Origin of the sequence: Bradyrhizobium sp. AZCC 1721 (assembly GCF_036924715.1) — a bacterium.
Classification (GTDB): Bacteria; Pseudomonadota; Alphaproteobacteria; order Rhizobiales; family Xanthobacteraceae; genus Bradyrhizobium.
Genome location: NZ_JAZHSB010000001.1, coordinates 5,485,669 through 5,508,519, shown reverse-complemented (window position 1 = coordinate 5,508,519; position 22,851 = coordinate 5,485,669). Strand labels below are relative to the sequence as shown.

General features: G+C 62.9%; 13 protein-coding genes and 1 tRNA gene. 2 read left to right on the top strand and 12 right to left on the bottom strand.

Annotated elements, in window-relative coordinates:
• Window positions 1-56: 56 nt before the first annotated feature.
• Both V1273_RS26500 and V1273_RS26495 read right to left on the bottom strand, forming a co-directional pair.
• The gene (locus V1273_RS26500; RefSeq protein ID WP_334411412.1) at window positions 57-1,334 is read right to left on the bottom strand and encodes a hypothetical protein; all 1,278 of its coding nucleotides are present in this window, start codon (window positions 1,332-1,334) and stop codon (window positions 57-59) included.
• A gap of 200 nt (window positions 1,335-1,534) precedes the next feature.
• Window positions 1,535-3,316, bottom strand: a complete 1,782-nt coding sequence (locus tag V1273_RS26495) for an acyl-CoA dehydrogenase (RefSeq protein ID WP_334411411.1) — start codon at window positions 3,314-3,316, stop codon at window positions 1,535-1,537.
• 290 nt (window positions 3,317-3,606) lie between these two features.
• On the opposite strand from V1273_RS26495, the gene V1273_RS26490 reads away from it, so the two are divergent.
• A tRNA-Gln gene (locus tag V1273_RS26490) sits at window positions 3,607-3,681 on the top strand.
• 186 nt (window positions 3,682-3,867) lie between these two features.
• On the opposite strand, the gene V1273_RS26485 is transcribed toward V1273_RS26490, so the two are convergent.
• The 10 genes from V1273_RS26485 to V1273_RS26440 form a co-directional block, all read right to left on the bottom strand.
• A complete protein-coding gene (locus V1273_RS26485; protein WP_334411410.1) occupies window positions 3,868-5,136 on the bottom strand; it encodes an alkaline phosphatase family protein in 1,269 nt (422 codons plus the stop codon).
• 23 nt (window positions 5,137-5,159) lie between these two features.
• Window positions 5,160-6,023: an ABC transporter permease gene (locus V1273_RS26480; RefSeq protein ID WP_334411409.1), complete on the bottom strand. Its 864-nt coding sequence runs from the start codon at window positions 6,021-6,023 to the stop codon at window positions 5,160-5,162.
• Between the two features lies 1 nt (window position 6,024).
• Entirely contained in the window at window positions 6,025-6,960 is a 936-nt protein-coding gene (locus tag V1273_RS26475) for an ABC transporter permease (protein WP_334411408.1), read from the bottom strand.
• Window positions 6,960-7,958 (bottom strand): ABC transporter ATP-binding protein, encoded by a 999-nt coding sequence (locus tag V1273_RS26470; protein WP_334411407.1) that lies wholly within the window; start codon window positions 7,956-7,958, stop codon window positions 6,960-6,962. Before V1273_RS26470 ends, V1273_RS26475 begins: the two co-directional genes overlap by 1 nt.
• Window positions 7,955-8,947: an ABC transporter ATP-binding protein gene (locus V1273_RS26465; protein ID WP_334411406.1), complete on the bottom strand. Its 993-nt coding sequence runs from the start codon at window positions 8,945-8,947 to the stop codon at window positions 7,955-7,957. The genes V1273_RS26470 and V1273_RS26465 overlap by 4 nt, the downstream gene beginning before the upstream one ends.
• A 5-nt stretch (window positions 8,948-8,952) precedes the next feature.
• Complete coding sequence (locus V1273_RS26460) at window positions 8,953-10,590, bottom strand: ABC transporter substrate-binding protein (protein ID WP_334411405.1); 1,638 nt, start codon at window positions 10,588-10,590, stop codon at window positions 8,953-8,955.
• A 111-nt stretch (window positions 10,591-10,701) separates the two neighbouring features.
• The gene (locus V1273_RS26455) at window positions 10,702-11,529 is read right to left on the bottom strand and encodes a sugar phosphate isomerase/epimerase family protein (protein WP_247830608.1); all 828 of its coding nucleotides are present in this window, start codon (window positions 11,527-11,529) and stop codon (window positions 10,702-10,704) included.
• 370 nt (window positions 11,530-11,899) lie between these two features.
• Window positions 11,900-16,732: an NAD-glutamate dehydrogenase gene (locus tag V1273_RS26450; RefSeq protein WP_334411404.1), complete on the bottom strand. Its 4,833-nt coding sequence runs from the start codon at window positions 16,730-16,732 to the stop codon at window positions 11,900-11,902.
• A gap of 627 nt (window positions 16,733-17,359) precedes the next feature.
• Entirely contained in the window at window positions 17,360-20,548 is a 3,189-nt protein-coding gene (locus V1273_RS26445) for an efflux RND transporter permease subunit (RefSeq protein ID WP_334411403.1), read from the bottom strand.
• Window positions 20,549-20,574: 26 nt separating this feature from the next.
• A complete protein-coding gene (locus V1273_RS26440) occupies window positions 20,575-21,816 on the bottom strand; it encodes an efflux RND transporter periplasmic adaptor subunit (protein ID WP_334411402.1) in 1,242 nt (413 codons plus the stop codon).
• 202 nt (window positions 21,817-22,018) lie between these two features.
• Between V1273_RS26440 and V1273_RS26435 the strand changes: the two genes are divergently transcribed.
• On the top strand, window positions 22,019-22,621 hold the full coding sequence (locus V1273_RS26435; RefSeq protein ID WP_334411401.1) for a TetR/AcrR family transcriptional regulator: 603 nt from the start codon (window positions 22,019-22,021) through the stop codon (window positions 22,619-22,621).
• Window positions 22,622-22,851: the final 230 nt, after the last annotated feature.

Genomic DNA, 22,851 nt, shown 5'->3' with positions numbered 1-22,851 from the left:
GGTCATGCGGGCTACGCGCTTCCTGCCAATGGCGGTAAGCGCGTCCCTTGGACCGGTTACATGGTCCTGCCTTTCGACAATTTCGCGGTCTTCGCCGGTTTTGCTGCCTTGTGATCGTGCCGCTTGTGATCGTGCCGTGCGGTCACACGGACGCGCTTCTTTGCACTCGCTTGCGCGTCTTGCGTCTTCGTTCCGCCGCGGCGAGAGGCGTACTCCTTGCCGTCGATCGGACCGACGTGCGGCGGATCCCGGTCGAGGTAGGGCCGTCCGATTCCAAATTCCTTGCCGTGCTCGTCGATCCATTTCCAGAACTTTTCCGTGGAGACCCATCGCTGCGCCCGGCTTGCGCCCTTGACGCTCACCAGGTCAGCCGCGAGTCCGCGGCCGTAGCCGCCACGCAAACTCCCGCCATGGTAAGACCGATCGCTTGCCGCCTTCAGGCCGCTGGCGATTGCTTGACGGTAGTCATCGCGAAATGCGCTGGTGATGCCGGGCGAGAGCCCGGCCTGCTCGGCCGCGTGGAGCATATGAAAGAGCTTTAGCTTGAAGCTCTTGTCCATGCCGCCGATCACGTAGTCCATCATGGTCATGCCGGCTCTTTCCGCGGCCTTCGGGTCCTTCCACGTAAAATCCTCGTCGACACGCCTGGTAAAGGTTTTGGTGACAGTCACCGTCTTGCCCTTCCGCTTGACCGTCACTTTCCTCCGCTCATGCACCTTGATGGCGTCGATCTTGGGCGCGCGCTCGTAGAGAGCCCACAAATAGCGATCGATGCAGGGCTCCGCGACCAGGCATTCCTCGTTGATTTCGATGGTGCGCACAGCCTGCACGGCATTGTCGGGTGCGGAATCGGGCGTGATCGTCGTCGCAACCTCGGCGGAAGAAACTTCCGGCGGCAGTATCTCCGCCGGATCGGTCAGCGCGGCCACGACAACAGGTTTCGGCTCATCCGAGCTCGCGGTCGTGTCAGGAGCTTTCGACGTATCAGGAGCTTTCGTTGTGTCAGGCGCTTTCTCGATCACGGATGCGATAGGGATCGGCACATCGATGGCATCGATGGCGGCGCTTGCCAGGGCGATCACAGGCGGCGTGTGCGTAGGCGCGGCGGTTGCGGTGAGAGATGGCTCTTGACGTTCCACGACTGAAGGCGCCTCGGCCTTCTCGATGGAAGCAGCAGCATTCTTGGTGGAAGCGCGGACGACAGAAACGCTGACGCGTTCGGTGGAAGCCGAATCGAAGCCAGCGAGACAAACGAGAATCCAGCTCACGAGAGCCAGGGCCGCGAGAACGTTGATGCGGCGCTGCGCCGTCGTCGCCAATTGCCAGGGGTCCATGATCCGGCCTCCCAAGGCTCCGCATGAGCCTGATTACACAAGCACGCGACAGGGTTCATTCTTCGGATTGCGAAATCAATGCGCAACGGCCGGAGAGTACGGGATTATCTGTTTTTTTAAGGGTGTTGCTTCAAAACCACGAGCGGCACAATGGAACTTATTGTGTATTTTTGGGACTTGTGTGCGGTACCGACAGGGACTTACCCCAGCAATGCCGCGTCCGCGCCGTTCACCGCATCGGCGCTGTCGGTCACCGTCTTCTCCAGCGATCCCGCCTGCACGGTAATATTTTCCGCAAAGAACCGCGCAACCGTCACGTAGCGCTGCGGATCGCCGGCATCGCCATGGCTCTTCGCGGCCAGCGCTTCGCCGGCCAGCATGCAGCCGCCGAGCGTCGAGCCGAACAGGCGCAGATAAGGCGTGGCGCCGGCGAGCGCGTCGTTCGGCGCAGACGCCACGCGCTCCAGGAGCCACTTGCTGGCGCGCTCGAGCGAGCCGAGCGCCTCGCGCAGCTTCGCGCCGGTCGTGCCGAAGGCGGGATCGTTCGAGGTTTCGACCTGCTTGACGATGCCGTTGAGTTCATCGAGCAGCGCCCACACCGATGCGCCGCCATTCGCCGCGAGTTTGCGCGTGACGAGGTCGATCGACTGGATGCCGTTGGTGCCCTCGTAGATCGAGGTGATGCGCGCGTCGCGATAATGCTGCGCGGCGCCGGTCTCCTCGATGAAGCCCATGCCGCCATGAATCTGCACGCCGAAATACGTCACCTCGTTGCCGATATCGGTGGAGAATGCCTTTGCGATCGGCGTCAGCAGCGCGCCGCGCGCGGCCGCATCGGCGCGTACCTTCGGGTCCTTGGCGCGAGCGGAGATATCGAGCGCTACTGCCGTCGCGTAGCAGATCGAGCGCGCCGCGGCCGTCATGCTGCGCATCTGCAACAGCATGCGCTTGACGTCGGGATGCACGATGATCGGATCGAGCCCGTCGCCCTTCTTGCCGATCGCGCGGCCCTGTTTACGTTCTTGCGCGAAGGCCAGCGCCTGCTGATAGGCGCGGTCCGCAATGCCGACGCCTTCGAGGCCGACGCCGAGGCGGGCCTGGTTCATCATTGTGAACATGCAGAGCATGCCCTTGTTTTCCTCGCCGATCAGGTAGCCTATGGCGCCGCCATGATCGCCCATCGTCATGGTGCAGGTGGGGGAGGCGTGCATGCCGAGCTTGTGCTCGACGCCGGACGGATAGATGTCGTTGCGCTTCCCGAGCGAGCCGTCGGCATTGACGAGGAATTTCGGAATCAAAAACAGCGAAATCCCCTTGGTGCCCGCGGGCGCATCGGGCAGGCGCGCCAGCACGAAATGCACGATGTTGTCGGTCATGTCGTGGTCGCCATAGGTGATGAATATCTTGCTGCCCTTGATGCGGTAGGTGCCGTCGCCGGCGCGTTCGGCACGGGTGCGCAGCGCGCCGACGTCGGAGCCGGCCTGCGGCTCGGTGAGCTGCATGGTGCCGGTCCATTCGCCGGACACGAGTTTTTGCAGATAGATCTTTTTCAGTTCCTCGCTGCCATGGGCGTCGAGCGCCTCGATCGCCGAGAGCGTGAGCAGCGGGCAGAGGCCGAAGGCGATGTTCGACGCGCTCCAGATTTCGGTGCAGGCGGCGTTGATGGCGAGCGGCAAGCCCTGGCCGCCAAACGCTTCGGGGCCCGATACCGCGTTCCACCCGGCGGCGGCCCAGCGCTGGTAGGCATCGGGCCAGCCAGGCGCGGTCGTCACCTTGTTGTCGGCAAGCTTGATGCCGTGTTCGTCGCCCACCCGGTTCAGCGGCGCCAGCACGTCGCCGGCGAATTTGCCGGCTTCCTCCAGCACGGCGGCGGCGATCTCGGCGTCGAAATCGCCGTAATGGCCGGCCTTCACGGCCGCCTGCAGGCCGGCACCGTGGTTGAGCGCGAGCAGGATGTCGGAGATCGGCGCGCGGTAAGTCATGACGAAAATCTCGCTTTTTGGCTAGTGAGCTGCCGCCGTCTTCCCACGAAACCGGGGTTCTCTCAACTCTCCGGTGGGCGGTATCGCTCCCGCCCGGGCGCGAGAAACCGGCTCGGGAGACCCGAAGCAGTGACCCTTTATAGTGACCCTTTATGGAGGGGCACGTCGAGGGAGCTGATTTTGGGTGAAATTCGCCCCCGCTGCCTGTTGAAATGGCGGGGCTCCCTCTATAGACCGGCGGTGCCGGGCACGGATTGCATCGATCGGCCCCGTGTCCCGGCCAGGCCTTTTGGGGCGTAGCCAAGCGGTAAGGCAGCGGATTTTGATTCCGCCATTCGGAGGTTCGATCCCTCCCGCCCCAGCCAGCGGCTCAAGGTCCTGAGTTCGTTAGGTAAACAGCTCTGTTCTCAGCCGAAATGGAGCTTCTGAAGCTCGGTCGAGAATCGAACTAAACGGCGTCGCGCGTCATGCTGACCATATCGTCTTATCTCCATGGCGTTGGCGCAATTTGGGGGGCGCGTGCTTGACGGCGGCGGAGCGTGTGCACGGGGCTACGGCCACTTCTGCAGCGCAGTTCCGTCGAGCTCGTCCAAAGGAAGTTCGAGATGCGCCAGTGCCATCGGCGCGATGTCGATGATGCGGCTCGTTCTCGTGTACGACGCGCCTGCCTCAAAGCCACGCCCTACTGCGATCAGCGTTGGTTGCGTTTCGTAAGCGCCCAGACCGCCATGCATACCGCGGTCTCGACGGGTCGCGTCCTCCTGTTCGGAAAACCGCACCGCCATGGCGGTCAGGCCGGGAACGCCGTTGCTGTTTGAGCCCGAGCTCTTCGCCATATCGACGGCCAGCAGATCGTCGCCGGGGATCTGGCCCAGTTCGGCAAGGTCCTCGCCGGATATGATGCGGCCAGCCCAGGGCTGTTCGCCGAGCCAGGAGGCGACCTCGGCGCGGCGCGACAATGCGCTGCCACCAAAGTGAATGAAAGCAGATGAGCCCTGCGGCGCGACGGCAATTTCGGAGCTTTCGAGCGAACTCTTGAATCCAGCCTCGAACAGTCGGCGCTCGACCGGAACTGTTTCCGTCACGGATTCATGTCCGTGATCGGAGCCTATCAAAAGGAGAACATCGTGGCCGTTATCCCGCAGCCGTTCGACTGCCTCACCAACCGCGCCGACATGATCATCGACCGCACGCAGCGCGAGGAGATGCTCCGGCGAGCCAAGTGGAAATGCGTGCATCGTCTTGTCCGGTTCGGATAACCACAAGGTGGCGATCGAAGGCGGATTCGAGGCGAGCTCGGCAAGAAAGCGATCTGTCAGCAAGGCATCACCGATGCTTCCAGGCGGCGCATCGATCGTCTCCTTGAGAGGCTGTCGCCCCGGAGCGTAAGACAGCTCGCGATGCAGCAAGGTTCCGTGACCGTACGAATCATGGAAGAAAGCCGCTCCGGGCGAGACGTTGGAGCACAGGACGGCGCCGTTGAGAGGTGCCACGCGTTCGGCCAATGATCGGCGCGCCAACAGGCGGCCGAAGTGATCGCGATAGGTATCGTAGAACGCCGGTTTGCCGGCGTCATGGACTTCATGCCCGTCGACCACAGGCAGCGCGACGGTATTGCCGCGCAGGCCATGCGATCGTGGCCATGAGCCGGTGGCGATCGAGGCAGAGGAGGCGCGAGTGGCCGATGGAAAAATTCCCCGGTGATTTGCGAACCACGTTCCTGCACGCCTTAGGCGAGCCATGTGCGGGGTCGTCTCGTCAGAGACAAAATCCGGCCTGTGGCCGTCGCAAATGACGGTGACGACGATGGGGTGGGGCATGACGATATCCGGAAGCAGAGGGGCTATTTCAGGGTTGGATCAAGCTTGTCGCGCAGCCAGTCGCCGATGATCGAGACGGCAAGGGTCGTCAGGACGATGGTCGTGGCCGGGGCAAGCATGATCCACGGCGCGCGGCCAAGATATTCGCGGGCATAGCCGACCATGTTGCCGAGGCTGGTCATTGGCGGCTGCACGCCGAGGCCCAGAAACGACAGCCCGGATTCGAGCAGGATCACTTCCGGGAATACCAGCGTCTTCGAGACGATCAGGGTAGATGCGATGTTGGGAAGAATGTGCCGGAAATAGATCCGGGACGGCGTTGCGCCGAGTTGCCTGATGGCTCCCGCATAGCCCTGTGCCGCGGCCGAGATGGCAAGGCCGCGCGCAATCCGCGCGTAGCGCTCCCAGCCATAGAGCCCCATGAGACATACGAGGAGCTGCAACGAACTGCCAAAGAAGGCCAGCACGGCGAGCGCCAGGATCAGGAACGGCATGCTGGCCTGAAAATCAGCCAGCATGAGCACAATCTGTTCGATCAGGCCGCGGAAATGCGCTGCCAGGAAGCCGAGCAAGGTGCCAAGCACGGCGGAGATCGCCGTCGCGCCAAAGGCGATCAACAACGAAATCCGGATCGAGAATAGCAGGCGCGAGAGCACATCGCGGCCGAGTTCGTCGGTCCCAAGCCAATGCTCCGCATTGCCGGGCATCGACAGCCGGTTCTTCAGGTCCATTCGGGTCAGGCTGTAGGGCGCGATGGTGTCTGCAAGCAGTGCGACGACAAGGATTGCTAGAATCCAGACAATCGCCATCACCACCGCAGTCGGAATTTTCGGCAGCGAGAGACGTCGACGGGCGGCGCGCTGCTGCGGAAGCGACAGGTCGACCATCTCAATGCGCTCCCGCCTGTGTTCCGGTCCGCAGCCGCGGGTCGAGGAATCCGTAGAGGAAATCGACGGCCAGATTTGAGGCGACCATCGTCGCAGCTACCAGCAGCAGGACACATTGGACCACCGCGAGATCGCGGTTGGCTACCGCGACCACCAGCAGCCTGCCAACGCCCGGCCAGGAAAATACGCTTTCGACGACGACGGCACCGGCGATCAGCGTCCCCACCATAAAGCCGACGATCGTCACGGTGGGGATCGCCGCATTTGGCAGCGCATGCCGGGCGATGACCGCGCGCCATGCGAGGCCCTTGGCCGATGCCGTCCGTACATAGGGCTGACCAAGCACTTCCAGCATCGCGCTGCGGGTGAAGCGCGCCAGCACCGCAGCGCCGCCGATACCGAGCGTGATGATGGGCAGGATGGCATGCCGCCAGCTATCCTGACCACCAGAGGGTAACCAGCCGAGCTGTACCGCGAAGATGAGGACGAGCACGAGGCCGAGAACGAAGCTCGGGACGGTGAAGCCGGCCACGGCCGCGGCCATCACCACGCGGTCGATGACGCTGCCGCGGTAAAGCGCGGCAAGGATGCCGGCAGGAATGCCGATGCCAAGCTTGAGGAGCAGCGCTGGAATTGTGAGAACCAGCGTCGCCGGAATCCGCTCCGCGACCAGCTCGATCGCCGGTCGCCCGTCCCGCATCGAGCGGCCGAGTTCGCCACGAGCGATCGCCCCGAAATAGTCGAGATACTGCATCCAGATCGGGTCATCGAGTCCCCAGGCCTTGCGGAAGGCGGCGATCACCTCCGGCGGCGCTTCCGGTCCCATGATGATCAGCGCCGGATCACCGGAAAGGCGCAGCACGACGAAGGCGAAGGTGACGACCAGCGTGATGGTGAGCATTGCGCGGGCAATGCGGACGGCGAAAAATCGCAGCATCAGGCGGCGGCCTCCGAGGCGGCCGGGACGGTCCCGGTATCGATCAAATGGCAGGCAACGCTGCGGTCGGGTGAGATCTCAACGAGTGTCGGCGATTCCACGCGGCAGCGTGCGAAGGCGTGAGAACAGCGCGGGTGAAAGGCGCAGCCGCGCGGACGGGCGGCGGGATTTGGCGGATCGCCGGTCAGAACGATCCGCTTGTTACTGCGTCGCCCTGGTGCCGGCGATGCGGAGACCAGCGCGCGTGTATAGGGGTGCTGAGGGGTGGCGAAGAGGTGGTCCGCGTCGCCGAGCTCAACGATACGGCCAAGATACATCACCGCGACCCGCCTGCTGATCTGTCGCACGACGCGCAAGTCGTGGCTGATGAACAGCATGGTGAGGCCTAGTTCCGCCTGCAGGTCGATCAGCAGGTTGATGACCTGGGCCTGGATCGATACATCGAGCGCGCTGACCGGTTCGTCGCAGACCAGGAAGTCCGGCCGCGTTGCCAGCGCTCGCGCAATTACCGCCCGTTGCCGCTGACCGCCGGAGAGCTCGTGCGGATATCGCAGCCCTTGATCGTGCGAGAGGCCGACCGAACGGAGCAGTTCGTCGGTGCGCGCTGCGCGGGAGGCATCGTCACCGATAGCGTGGATGTCGAACGGTTCGCGAACTTGTCTCGCGATCGTCCAGCGGCGATCGAGTGCTCCGAGCGGGTCCTGAAATATCATTTGCATGCGGGCACGTTGAGAGCGCCATGCCGGAGATCCGATCGTCGTCATTGCCGCCCGTTCGAAGGCGACCGAGCCGCTGTCGGGCGCTTCGAGCCCGAGAACCATCCGCCCAGTGGTCGACTTGCCGGAACCGGACTCGCCGACGAGACCGAGTGTTTCGCCGCGTTGGATGTCGAACGAGACGCCGTCGACCGCGCGCACATCTGTGACACGCCCGAACATGCCGGTTCGCATGCGATAGCTGCGGACGACGGCTTCGACCTTGACGAGAGGCGCCGTCATTCTGCCGCTGCCTCCAGCACAGGCGAATGCAGCAGAGCACCGCCCTCCAGCATGCAGGCGAGCCGTCGCCGTTCGCCGATTGCGCGCAGAAGCGGCGGCTTGTTTTCGCAGAGCCGGTCGGACGAAGCGCAGCGCGGCGCGAACGCGCAGCCTGGCGGCATCGCCTTCGGATTCGGCACCATGCCGGGTATGGCGGTCAATCGGCGACGCGGACCGTCGATCGGCGGCAGCGCGCCCGTCAGGCCCCGCGTATAAGGATGACGCGGATCGGCGAATAGCTCGTCCGCCGCGGCTTCCTCGACGATGCGGCCCGCATACATCACGGCGACCCGGTCGCAATTTTCCGCAACGACGCCGAGGTCGTGACTGATGAGCACTAGCGCCATTCCCATTTCGCGCCGGACACTGCCGATCAGTTCGAGAATCTGAGACTGAATTGTCGCGTCGAGCGCCGTCGTCGGTTCGTCGGCGACCAGCAGGTCCGGGTCTCCCGCAAGCGCCATGGCAATCATGATGCGCTGGTTCTGGCCGCCCGAGAATTCGTGCGGATAGGCGGAGAGGCGTCGCTCCGGATCGGGAATGCCGACAAGATCGAGCAGACGCCGAGCTTCGGAGCGGATCGACGCGCCGGAGATGCCCCGATGCAGTGCGAGGCTTTCACCGATCTGCTTGCCGATGGACAACACCGGATTGAGTGCGCTTGCCGGATCCTGAAAGATCATGGCGATCCGCCCGCCGCGAACCCGGTCGAGTTCGACCGGCGCGGCGCCGAGGATGTCGGCTCCTTCCAGCCTGACGCGGCCGCCAATCGAGGCGGCCTTCGGCGGCAGCAGACCGAGGGCAGCGAGCCAGGTGACGGACTTGCCTGATCCGGACTCGCCGACTAGGCCGAGCGCTTCGCCGCGCTCGACCTGCAGATCGATCCCGTGCAGCACCGCTGCCCCATCAAAGGCGACCGTGAGGCTTTCGATCGAGACCAGCGGCGCCATCGGCTTCAGACCTCGAAATTGCCGGCGCGGAAATCCATCGCGAAGGCCGGCGCAGCCTTCCATTTGATTGACTTCGGCTTGGCGGTGAAGACCGCGTTCTGGTGCAGCACCGTGTAGGCGGGGTCTTCGCGCTCGCAGATTTCCAGCATGCGGCGAAAGGCCTTCCTGCGCGCGGGGCGGTCGGTCGAGGTTTCCAGAAATTCCGAGAGCGTATTGACTTCGGCATTGGCGTATTCGCCGATCTGCTGCTGCTGGCCGTTCGGCCCGTGCTGCGCGACGATGGAAGAAACCGGATCGTTGAACGGTGCGGAGTTGGACCAGTCACGCACCGCGCGGGTGTTTGAGCGCTCCATGATCTGGGTCCAGTTTTCCTTGGTCTCGATCTGGACGTTGAGGCCGACGGCCTTCCACATCTCAACGAGGATCTGCGCGGTCGCCACCTGGTTGGTATAGTAGTTGTTGAGCAGCCGGTATGGAATTGCATCGCCCTTGTAGTTCGCCTGCTTGAGGAGATCCTGCGCCAAAGCCGGATTGTATTCGGGAACCGTCCAGTCGGCCTGGAACATGTCGGCGTAATATTCCCACTGCAGGCCACGCGGTACGCGCGTGCGTCCAGACCAGAGGCTGTCGACGATCGCCTGCCGGTCGATCGCATGGGTGAAGGCGCGGCGCACCAGCGGATTGGCGAGCTGCGCATGATTTTTGTCGAACACGGTCAGGCGGTGGTTGAGGATCGTGCCGCCCTGAACTTCGAAGGCGGCATTCTTCTCGATGCCGGCTATCTGGTCCGGCGGAATGTCGCAGGCGAACTGATAGTCGCCGGAAATGAGTCCGTTGACGCGGCTCGAAACTTCTGGAACTTCGACGAACCGGATGCGCTTCAGGGGCGGCCGACCACCCCAGTATTCGTCATGGGCCTCCAGCGTCAGCGACACGTCAGGTTTGAACTCGACGACCTTGTAAGGACCAGTCGTGACCGGCTTGCGCGCCCAGTCGAGGTAGCTCGCAGCCTCTTCCCAACCGCGGCGGCTCAAGATGTTGGAGCCGTAACGGGACAGGCGGCCTTCCAGCGTTACGTCCGGCGTCGCATTGACGAAGCGCACCGTGTATTTGTCCACGGCGTCGACGCGCAGGAGATCCGGCCAGATGCGGCGGGCCGTGGCAGAGACTTCAGGCGGCAGTTCCTTGCCGGGGCGGGGCGTTGGGATCTGTTCGAACGCCTTGATGGTCGTGCGGTTCTTGGCCTCGGTGCTGCCGAACATGCGCTCACGGCCGAAGCTGAACACGACGTCCTCTGCAGTCATCTCGTCGCCATTGTGAAACTTCACGCCCGCACGCAGTTTCAACTCGACGGTCTGCTCGTCGATGCGGCGCCATTCCGTGGCGAGACCGGGGACTGTTTCAAGGCTGCCGCGCCAGTTCTTGCCGATCAGCGCCTCCCACAGCGAGGAGAAGAACACGCGCTCTCCGACGTTGGACTGCTCGCGCAGCACATCCAGCGTGTTCGAATTGGTGACCTTCTGCACCGCGATCGTGATCGTCGGCCGGTTGTCAGTCTGCCCAATCGCGAAGCGTGGCAGCAGCAGCGTGCCGGCTGCGGCGGCGCCGAGGCCGACGACCGAACGGCGGGAGGGGCGTATCATGGACTTCTCCTTCTCAGACAAAGCAAGCCGATATTTCGCGCACGAGACCCTTGGCCTGATCGCGGCGAAGGTGAACCGGATGCAACACGCCCAGGCCGCGCGGCCGTCGTGTCAGACCACCAATCCCAGCGCTTCGAGATGCGCCGCGCCTGCGCGGATGTTGGTCTGGTCCTTCACCTCAATGATCAGGCGCGGACGGGATGAAAGACGGCCCAGCGCGCGAAAGACCGCCGGCCAACCGACGTTGCCTTCGCCGGGAAGCCAGTGCCGGTCCGCATAGCCATCGGTGTCCTGGATGTGGACATGGGCAAGCGCGTCGCCAGCGGCATCGACGTAGAAATCGGCGGGCGGAGCGCCGGTGGAGCCGTGGGCGTAGTTTGCATGGCCGGTATCCAGCGAGACGCGCACGGCAGGACTTGCGAAACTATTCGCAAGTTCCACACGGTCCATTGGATCCTTGTCCTCGATGTTTTCAATGACGAGTTCGCAGCCGATGCCTTCGGCGCGCTTCACGACATTCCCGAGCGTCGCGTGGACGCGCTCGATGACGCGCGCGCGGGCACCGGGATTGATATCGAGATTGTTGTAATCCCAGGTCGAGTAGGGCGAATGGATGACCATCTGTGTTGCGCCAAGGGCTTCGCAAACCTCGAGCCCCTGAAGCAAACGCTTGGTGACGACCGCGCGGATCAGCGGATCCTGGCTGTCGATCTTGAAGCCCCAGAAAGGCCCGTGAATGCCAAGCCGGCCTTTATAGCCGTCGAGAAGCTTGCGGATCGACTCAACCTGTGCGCGCCAATCGCCGTCAAGCGTCTCCGCCTCGAAGAAGTCCTGGATCTCGAGGTCGCGTTGTCGTTCGAGAATCCAGTTCCGATGCAACGCGAGGGTCGTGCTGGTCAACGCGGCGCCAACTACCGGAAGATCGGACGAGGCGGGCATCGTAAACTCCACAAGCGGCGTAATCTGCTGTCAGCATGACCGGCTATAAGCAAAGCATGACGTGCGCATGACTGGATGGAGCGCCTGGGTTTTCGGCAGCGCATATGAACTCGTTTTCAACAACGGCGCTGTCGTTCTTTCGCATCGGCGTCGAGTTTCCGGCTCTTCGCGGTCGACACGTGCGCGGCACGTTGCCTCAAATTTTGCAAGACTGATCCTGCCTGCGAGAGGCTACCTCTTCATTTGGAAACGATTGTCAAGCTATTGAAATTGCGTGCGATTTTGCACGCAAGCCGGCGACTTGTTGCAATCCGGTCCGGCAGGTTGATGGTCTGGACATCGCAGCTCTCGTCTCGCCGCGGCGCGCCCATCAACTCTTGACCAAATCCCCCAGCAGGTTCGCCGTCACAGTCAGCTTGGCGAGCGTCAGTCCGCTGACAGCGATCTCCTCGACGGAGCGGCGGATGCGCGTCGCCTCAGGATGAGCCGCGAGCCAGGTCTCGGTAGCCTGCTGGCCGCATTGGCCGGTTGTCAGCATATCCGCGGCCAATCTTCTTTCGGCTGCTGCGATCTGGTCAATCGCGCGGTCGATGGCGAGACGTTCGAAGTGATCGTTTGCCGGCACGCTGCGCGCGGCGACGATGATGGGATGAAGGTGGAAATTGGCCTCGGCAGCGAAGAAGGTCGTGGCGGCGTCGCCGATGGCTCGGCTGGTGCGCTCGGCGACAGTCACGATATCCGGTGCGGAGACCAAGGCGTCGAGATCGGCGAGTTCGTTTGCGAGGTCGGTGGGGACGCCGGCATCGACCAGGTCCCGTCGCCGCTTGCTGCGGCCAGACTGCAGGTCATGCGGCAGGGCGTTGTCGAGCCCGGCGGCGATCTCTCGGATACTCGGGCCGAAGCGCGAGATGACCGCATCCAAGCCGGCTTTGAAATCAACGTTGCGCACATACCAGATCATGCGGGAGAGCAGGAGATCCTGAATCGCCGCGTAGAGGCCAAGTTGGACTTGACCGTTGATCTCCGTGTCAAGCGCATCAATCGCGTTGTTCAGCCGCTCGAGACCATAAGATTCCTCCACCGCCACGAAGGCCATGGCGATGGTGGATACGTCGGCGTCCGTCTCATCGATCAGGCGGCCGATGCAGGTCGGGCCGCCGCGATTGATTACGGCATTGGCAAGATTGGTGGAGATAATCTCCCGGCGCAGACGATGGTGTTTCATGGAATCGGGGAACTTGTCTCGAATCTCGTGCGGGAAATATTTTGACAATTCGCCGATGAGATAAGGGTCGTCCGGCACGCTTGTGACGAGCAGATCATCGTAAAGGGTAAGCTTGGCATAGGCGAGCAGGACGGCGAGTTCTGGCCGCGTAAAGGGCTGGCCGCGCTGGGTGCGCGCGGCGATCGCGACGTCGTCCGGCAGGAACTCAACGGCGCGGTCGAGGAGGCCCCTCCGCTCGAGCGCTTGCATCAGGCGGGCAAGGAAGCCATTGTCGGCCACGCCCTTGCGTTCGGCCAGCGACAACGCCAGCGACTGAAGGTAATTGTTGCGAAGCACCAGCGTGCCGACCTCGTCGGTCATCGCGGCAAGCAGGCTGTTGCGGTCACTCGGACTGAGGCGTCCCTCGCGTTCGGGACGCGCCAGCGCAATCTTGATATTGACCTCGACGTCGGAAGTGTTCACTCCCGCCGAATTGTCGATGGCATCGGTGTTGAGCTTGACGCCTCTCTGCGCCATTTCGATGCGGCCGCGCTGGGTCGCGCCGAGATTGGCACCTTCGCCGATCACCCGGGCGCGGATGTCAGAACCGGTAACACGGATCGGATCATTGGCCCGATCGCCCGCCTGATCGTCGCTTTCCGTAGACGCGCGGACATAGGTGCCGATGCCGCCAAACCAGAGCAGGTCGACGCGTGCCTTCAGAATCGCCGTCATCACCTCGAAAGGCGTGGCCTGCGGCTTGTCGAGATCCAGCAGGGTGCGCACTTCCGGCGCGAGCGGAATCGCTTTGAGCGAACGCGAGAACACGCCGCCGCCCTGCGAGATCAGCGATTTGTTGTAGTCCTGCCAGCTCGACCGCGGCATGTTGAACAAGCGCAGGCGCTCGGCGTGGCTGATGGCAGGGTCGGGCGAGGGATCGATGAAGATGTCCCGGTGGTCGAAGGCCGCCACCAGCCTTGTCGCCGGCGAAAGCAGCATGCCATTGCCGAAGACGTCGCCGGACATATCGCCGACACCTGCAACGGTGAAGGGCATGGTCTGGATATCGGTGCCGAGCTCGCGGAAATGGCGCTTGACTGCTTCCCACGCACCGCGCGCGGTGATGCCCATCTTCTTATGGTCATAACCTTGGCTGCCGCCGGAGGCGAAAGCGTCACCGAGCCAATGGCCCTTCTCGACTGAGATCGCGTTGGCGGTGTCGGAGAAAGTCGCCGTGCCCTTGTCGGCCGCGACGACGAGATAGGGATCATCCTCGTCGTGCCGCACGGTGTCGTCGGGCGGCACGATCGCATCGCCATCGAGATTGTCGGTAAGTTCGAGCAGCGAGCGAACGAAGATGCGATAGGCTTCGGTGCCTTCCGCCATCCAGGCCTCACGATTGGAGGGCGGCGGCAGGCGCTTGGGCACGAAGCCGCCCTTAGCACCGACCGGCACGATGACGGCGTTCTTGACCTGCTGTGCCTTGACAAGGCCGAGGATCTCGGTGCGGAAATCCTGCGGCCGGTCGGACCAGCGCAGGCCGCCGCGCGCGACCTTGCCGAAACGTAGATGGATGCCTTCGAGACGCGGCGAATAGACAAAGATCTCGTATAGCGGTCGCGGAGCCGGCAGGTCATCGATTTTGCGGGCGTCGAACTTGAAGGAAATCACCGGACGCGGATGTCCGTCCGGGCCAATTTGCCACAGGTTGGTGCGGACGATGGCCTGCACCAGATTGGTGAAGCGGCGCAGAATGCGGTCTTCGTCTAACAAGGCGACGGATTTCAGCTGCCCCTCAATCTCGGCGAGGAGCGCCGTCTCCCGCGCCGAGCGCTCGGCATTGGTGGCGGCGAGCCGCGGGTCGAAGCGAGCCTGGAACAGCGCGACGATGCTGGTGGTGATTGCGCTGTTCTTGCGCAACGTCCCCCACATATAGTCCTGGCTGAACGGAGCGCGGATCTGGTGCAGGTAGCGGGAGAGGGCGCGGATGGCCGAAACTTCGCGCCAGCTCAAGTGCGTGCGCAGGATAAGGGCGTTGTATCCGTCGGATTCGGCGCGATCGCCCACCACCGCCATGATCGAGGCTTCCAGGCGACGGCCGAATTCCGCGGTAATAATGATCGGCTTGCCGTCATTGGCCTCGATCGTCATGTCGTGTAGCCAAACCGGTGCGGGTGCAGGCGTGGCGCTGGGCGTAATCTGGTAGGTGCGCTCGTTGACGACGCGCAGGCCGTGATTTTCGATTACCGGGACGCGATAGGACAGTGATAGCGGCGTGCCGCGCGAAAAGACCTTAAGGCCGAAACGCGTCGGATCATCGCCGTCGATGCGGTAGACCGAAAGCGCCACGGGACGAGCAGCGTTGAGCTTTTCGATGGTGGCGATGTCAGTGATGGCCTGTGAGGCGTCGAAGATCTCCGTATAGCCGCCGGTAAAGGCCCGAGCATAACGGTTCGCGAGCAGGCGAGCCCGCATGCCGTCAGTGGTGGTCGCAAGCGCAGCTTTCAGCTTGTCGCCCCATGTTGCGATGATTGCGCTGATCCCGCCTTCAAGCGTGGCGCGCTCGACGACGGGCGTTTTGCCTTCATAGCGCCCGATGATGTAATGGACGCGCGCAAGCGGACCTTCGGGGAAGGACACGTAGGAGGCTGCCAGGGTCCCCTTGTATTCCTGGGCCAGGAAGGCGGCGACACGCGTCCGTACGTCGGTGTCATACTTCTCGCGCGGAATGAACACGAGAATGGAGACGAAGCGGTCAAACTTGTCAGCTCGTGCCAACGCCCGCAAGCGAGGGCGCTCATAAAGCATCAGGACTTCCATGACGAAATTATAGAGCGTCTCGATATCGACCTGGACGATCTCGTCGCGCGGATATTCTTCGAGGATATGCAGCAGCGCCTTGCCGGAATGGCTGTTGGGGTCGAAGCCGGCGCGCTCGAGCACCTGCGCCACCTTGTGGCGGACGTAGGGGATTTGTCGCACCGAACGAGTATAGGCGCCCGAGGTGAACAGACCGACGAGGCGCAGTTCGCCGTCGAGCCGGCCGTCCGGTGTGTACAGTTTGATGCCTACGTAGTCCATCCGGACGCGGCGATGGACGCGGCTGCTGACATTGGCCTTGACAACGATGAGGAGTGTCGGCTCGCGCATAAACTCGCGGATTTCCTGTGTCATCACCACCATTTCGGTGCCGCGGCGCAGCACCCTCACATCAGGATCACGCAGGATGCCGAGACCTTCGCCGCTGCTGATCTCGTCCGACGCAGCGCTGTCGGGCGAGAAGCGATATTCGCGCAGGCCCAGGAAGGTGAAATTGTCGGCGCACAGCCATTGCAGGAACTGGTTGGCTTCGGCGACCTCGTCGATCGGCAGCGGCGGCGGATTGGAGCTCAAGGTCTTGATCGCCCCTTCGACGCGGGCGCGCATGGCTCGCCAGTCGGTCACGCAAGCGCGCACGTCGTTCAGCGTCTTGGTGAGGCCGTCGATCAGTTTCTGCCGGTCGTCAGCGGCGTCGAGACGGGCGATATGCAGATGGATCAGGCTTTCGCGCTCGCCCTCTGACCCTTCGGGCAGTGTTTCGCCATAGAAGCGCAGCAGCTTGCCGTACGCGTCGCGCTCGACGGCTATGATCGGATGGGCGACCAGCGTGACTTCGATGCCCTGCTCGGCGAGTTCCGCCATGGTCGAATCGAAGAGGAAGGGCATGTTGTCGTTGAGAACTTCGAGCACTGAAATCTCGCGCCCGTCCGGCATCATTGGATTGATGACGCGGATATCGGCACGGCCTGCCGCGCGTTGCTGCACATGCTCCCAAGCCTGTTCCGCCAGGAAGGCGAGGGACGCGGCATCGTAGCTGGTGAGATCCTCGCTATTGGTGTGGCCGAACAGAAGCTCGGCAAAAGTCCGGGGGGTCTTGCCCGGCTGGACGCTTCCCGCTGCATCGCGGATCAGGGTTGCCCTGACCCTGTCGTCACGCCAGGACGTCATAACGTCCTCCATTTTCCGCGCCATCCGACCGCAGGCGCGATCGTCCGCTTGACCTTGGAGTGCATCTCTTCGAGGGCCATTGTCCCGACCGCGATTGATCGCGTAAGGGAAATCCTCGGTCTCGGAGCTTCAATAGCTCCTGAAGACAATACCATCCTAGAGCGGCCCCCGCCAGCCATAGCGGTGCCATCCCAGTTCTACAATGCCCGTGGACAAGCTCGCCGTGTGCGGTGCGTTCCACGTCCCGATCTGCTCGGTCGCTTCCATGAGTCGGAAGATTGAAGAAGATATCGCAGGTTCGGTTGGTGTGGGGAAAGGCGGTAGCGGCCCCCCGCTACCACGGGCCGCGATTTTCTACGCCAAGCTACGATCTTCTGCGATTTCGTACTCCTGACGGTAGCGGTTGGAGCCCGCTGGCGGCCCCGAAATGTCAATGCAAGCAGCTCGCCGCATGGTCGCAAGCCGTACTGCAAGCACACACGCCGGTCGTACTCGTCGAGATTGATCTATTCGTCGATCGTGCGCGGCTCGTTCTGCCCCGCGCCATAGGCCGCGGCTCGCGGGCGTTCCGCGGCCTATGGGCGCTCGTCGTTTGGACGCGGCCAACCCATGTCCGTCGTTCGGTCAGAGTGCCCCGCATCAGCGACCGGGCTCCGGCGCATGACCGGTCGCTACACTGGCGGAATGGTTTGTCAGTGGCTTCAGTCCCGTGACGGTGCGCAATAGAACGTAGAATACGGGTGTCAGGAACAGGCCAAACACCGTGACGCCGATCATGCCGGAGAAGACGGCGACGCCCATAGCTCGGCGCATTTCCGAACCGGCACCGGTCGAGAGCACCAGGGGCAAGACGCCCATGATGAATGCCATCGAGGTCATCAGGATCGGACGCAGCCGCAGGCGGCTTGCCTCGATCGCTGCCTGGATCGGCGAACGACCTGCGAATTCCAGTTCGCGCGCGAATTCGACGATAAGGATCGCGTTCTTGGCAGACAATCCCACCAGCACGATCAACCCGATCTGGGTGAAGACGTTATTGTCGCCCTTCGACATCCAGACGCCGAACATCGCGGCAAGCAACCCCATTGGCACAATCATGATGATCGACAGGGGCAGGATCAGGCTCTCATAGAGCGCAGCCAGCACCAGGAACACGAGGAGGATCGCGAGTGGAAAAACCCAGATGCCGGAGTTGCCGGCGATGAACTCCTGATACGTCAGGTCGGTCCATTCAAAGGCGAAGCCAGGCGGTAGCACTTCGGCGGCGATGCGGGTGGCCGCTTCCTGGGCCTGGCCGGAGGAATAGCCGGGCGCTGCCGCGGCGTTGATGTCGGAGGACAGGAAACCGTTGTAACGGATCGCGCGTTCAGGCCCGGCGCTCTGGCGAATCTTCAAGAGCGCCGAGAGCGGGATCATGTCGCCGGACGCAGAGCGCACCTTCAACTGCCTGATGTCGTCGGCCCGCGCACGGAACGGCGCGTCAGCTTGGACATAGACCGAATAGGTGCGCCCGAACTTGTTGAAGTCGTTGACGTAGTACGAGCCCAGATAGATCTGCAGTGTGTTGAAGACCTCTGTCACGGGCACGCCGAGCTGCAAGGCCTTAGTGCGGTCAATGTCGGCGAACAACTGTGGCACGTTGACCTGGAAGCTCGAGAAGACGCCGGCGATTTCCGGTGCCTTCTGCATCGCGGCCATGAACGCCTTGGTCGCCTCGTTCAACGCGTCATAGCCGAGGCCGGCGCGGTCCTCGATCTGGAGCTTGAAGCCGCCGATGGTGCCGAGCCCGTTTACCGGCGGCGGCGGGAACATGGCGATGAAGGCTTCCTGAATCCCGGCATATTTCTTGTTCAGCTCGGCCGCGATCGCGGCGCCACTCAACGCGGGATCCTTGCGCTCGTCGAACGGCTTCAAGGTAGAGAACACGATTCCGGCGTTGGAGGAGTTGGTGAAGCCGGAGATCGACAGGCCGGGAAACGCCACCGAGCTCTCGACGCCGGGCTGGGTCAGCGCAATGTCGCTCATCTTGCGGATGACCTCTTCGGTGCGGTCGAGCGTGGCGCCGTCGGGCAGGCGTGCGAAGCCGACGAGGTACTGCTTGTCCTGACCCGGGACGAAGCCGCTCGGAACCTGCTGGAAGAGCAGGGCGGTCAGGCCAATCAGGAGCACATAGACGCCCATCACCGCGGCCTTGCCGGAGATCACTTTGGACACGCTGCCGCTATAATTCTCCGAGGCGCGCGCGAAGGCGCGGTTGAAGCCGCGGAAGAACCAGCCGAGCCCTTTTTCTAGAATGAGGGTCAGCCTGTCCTTGGGCTCATTGTGGCCCTTGAGCAGCAACGCCGACAATGCCGGCGATAGCGTCAGTGAGTTGATCGCGGAGATCACGGTCGAGATTGCGATCGTCAGCGCGAACTGCTTGTAGAATTGCCCGGTGAGGCCGGAAATGAAGGCGAGGGGAACGAATACGGCAATCAAGACCAGTGCGATCGCGATGATGGGGCCGGAGACCTCCCGCATTGCCTGGTAGGTGGCGTCTCGCGGCGACAGCCCGGCCTCGATGTTGCGCTCGACGTTCTCGACCACGACGATAGCGTCGTCGACGACGATGCCGATCGCGAGCACCAGGCCGAACAGGCTGAGCGCATTAATGGAGAAGCCGAACATGTGCATCACGGCGAATGTGCCGACGATCGACACCGGGACGGCCAGAAGCGGAATGATGGAAGCCCGCCAGGTTTGGAGGAACAGGATGACCACCAGTACCACCAGCGCGATCGCTTCCAGCAGCGTGTGGATCACCGCCTCGATCGACGAGCGCACGAACTGTGTGGGGTCGTAGACGATCTGGTAGGATACGCCCTCGGGCATGTTCTTCTTGATCTCGGCCATGGTGGCGCGGACGTGGTCGGAGATCTGGAGCGCGTTGGAGCCCGGCGCCTGGAAGATCGGGATCGCCACGGCCTGTTTGTTGTCGAGCAGCGAGCGCAGGCCGTATTGGGACGCACCTAATTCGATGCGCGCGACATCGCGCAGCCGCACCACCTCGCCACGCGAACCGGTCTTGACCACGATGTCGCCGAACTGTTCCTCACTCGCGAGCCGACCTTCGGCGTTGACCGACATCTGAAGGTCGATGCCCTTGACGCTCGGCGAGGAGCCGACCACGCCGGCGGCGGCCTCGACGTTCTGCGCCTGGATCGCCCTCACGATATCGCTTGCGGTCAGGCCGTGCTCGGCGGCCTTCTGCGGGTCGGCCCAGACGCGCATCGAGTAGTCGCCGGCACCGTAGAGCTGGACATCACCGACGCCGTCGATCCGCGCAAGGCGGTCCTTGACGTTCAGCACCGCGTAGTTGCGAAGATACGTCATGTCGTAGCGGTTGTTTGGCGACAGCAGGTGCACGACCATGGTGAGGTCGGGCGAGCTCTTCTTGGTGATAATGCCGAGCTGGCGAACTACCGCCGGCAGGCGCGGCTCGGCCTGCTGCACGCGGTTCTGTACAAGCTGTGTCGCCTTGTCAGGATCGGTACCGAGGCGGAACGTCACGGTCAGTGTCATCGCCCCGTCGGTGGTTGCCTGGCTGCTCATGTAGAGCATGTTCTCGACGCCGTTGATCTGCTCCTCGATCGGCGTTGCCACTGTCTCCGCGATCACCTTCGGATTGGCGCCGGGGTAGGTCGCGCGCACCACCACGGAGGGCGGCACGACGTCCGGATACTCCGAGATCGGCATGGCAAAGAGCGAGATTAGGCCGGCCAGGAAGATCACGATCGAAAGCACGCCGGCAAAGATCGGCCGATCGATGAAAAACTTTGAGAGTTTCATTGCTATGCCCCAAGCGCTGCGGGTAGTTAGCGCTGCACGATTTGCTGGTTGCTGTCGTTCGATGCTTGCTGTGGGCCGCGCGAGCCCATCTGGGCAATTTCGGTCTTCAGGAGTGCGCCCGGGCGTACCCGCTGTAGGCCATTCACGACGATGCGGTCACCGGATTTTAGGCCACCCGTCACGATGCGGAGCCCGTCGACGGCGCCGCCGAGCGTTATTCCGCGATAGACCGCGCGGTTGTCGTCGCTGACCACCATAACGAACTTCTTATCCTGATCGGTGCCGATGGCTCGCTCGTCGATCATCACCAGCGTCTGTTGCTGCGGCTGGCCCATCCGCACCCGCGCGAACTGGCCGGGGATGAGGCGGCCATCCTCGTTCTGGAATACCGCGCGGACGCGTATCGTGCCGCTCTGGCCATTGACCTGGTTGTCGATCAACTGGATATGGCCTTTGGCCGATGTGCCGCCAGAGGTGGTCATCTCGACGGGTATTTGATCAAGATTGCCGCGCTTGCCCGAATGATCTGCAATGGAATTCAGCGCCCGCAGCACGATCTCTTCGTCCGCATCGAAACTCGCATAGATCGGGTTGACAGAGACCAGAGAGGTCAGGACCGGGGAGGCAGTCCCTGCGGCCACGAGATTTCCGACGGTCACCTCGATCTTGCCGACGCGGCCATCGACGGGTGCGCGGACCTCGGTGTAGTTTAGGTTGAGCTTTGCAGTCTGCAGCGTCGCCTCGGCCGCCTTCACATTGGCGATCGCTTCGCGATTGGCGTTCTCGCGCTGATCGAAATCGCGACGCGTGACGACGGCGTTGCCGACGAGTTGCGCGCCGCGCTCGACTTCGCTCGCAGTGAAGATCGCACGCGCTTTTGCTGCCTCGAGCTGTGCGCTCGCCTTATCCACTTCGGCGGCGTAGGGCGCGGGATCAATCTTGAACAGGACATCGCCGGCTTTCACCAACGCGCCCTCGGCAAAGTTGGCCGACAGGATCGCGCCAGCGACGCGTGGGCGGAGCTCGACGCGGTTGACGGCTTCGAGACGTCCAGAGAAGTCATCCCACAGCGCGGTCCGGCGCGGCTCGACCACCGCGATCGTGACGGAGACGGCCTGCTCGGGTGCGGTCCCTGTGGTCGCCTGGGCTGCATGAAAATAGCGGCCGCTCGCGATCGAACCGGCCGCCGCGAGGACGCCGATGATGGCAACGCCGCCGACAACGTGTCGGAATCGGCCGGAACGGGAGGTATTGGCGGATGGGGGCATTTGCGCGCTCCATAAATGTAGTGATCACTACAGATATGGAGCTGGACGACGGTCCGCAAGATACTTATGTACTGTACACTACGAAAATCTTATGTCGGAAGCCGCAAGACTGGAAATCAAATAAAAGAACCACGATAAATCAGAATGTTAGAGGATTGAACGCCGAGCGGAAAACGGCGTCGGCTTCAAGGGAGTAACGCGAATGGCCATGGGACGCCCGAGGGAATTCGACGCCGATGCCGCACTGGATCAGGCGATGGAAGTCTTCTGGCGACATGGCTATGAGGGCGCGACCATTGCCCAGCTTACCGAGGCGATGGGCATTAACCCGCCGAGCCTTTATGCGGCATTTGGAAATAAGGAAGGTCTCCTGAAGGCTGCGCTCGACCGGTACACGGCCAAACGTGCGGCCTGGATGGAGGGGGTTTTGAGCGCGCCGACCGCCCGCGACGTCGCGGAGCGGATGCTCTTGGGTACCGCAGACAGCCAAACCGATCCCGACAATCCGCCCGGTTGCCTGCTCGTGCAGGGCGGCCTTGCCTGCGGTACCGGTTCGGAGAACGTTCCCTTTGAGCTGGCAGCGCGTCGTGCGCTGACCGAGGATCAGCTCCGCGAACGCTTCGTCAGGGCGAAGAAGGAGGGCGATCTGAAGCAGACCGCCGACGCTGCCGCGCTGGCGCGCTATCTCTCGGCGGTGTCCGCCGGCATGGGCGTGATAGCGTCATCAGGCGCCGATCGGGAAGCACTGCGACAGGTGGCGAACGTATCCGTCAAAGTTTTCGAGGAACAGTCGACGAAACGTTGATGATCCGCAGTTCAGCTGCAGCCCCACGCACGGCGGTGGCTCCGAACATGCTCCACGGCAGTTCGTGCCCTTCGTACATCTCAAAGGCAGCAGCCCGAACGCGCATGAACTGCCTCATGCGATGAGATATCGCAGGTTCGGTTGGTGTCGGCAAAAACGGTAGCGCTCCCCCGACTCGAACCTCCCGACGGTCCGCACGATGGGACATAGCAAGGCTTCGTGAGCTGAGA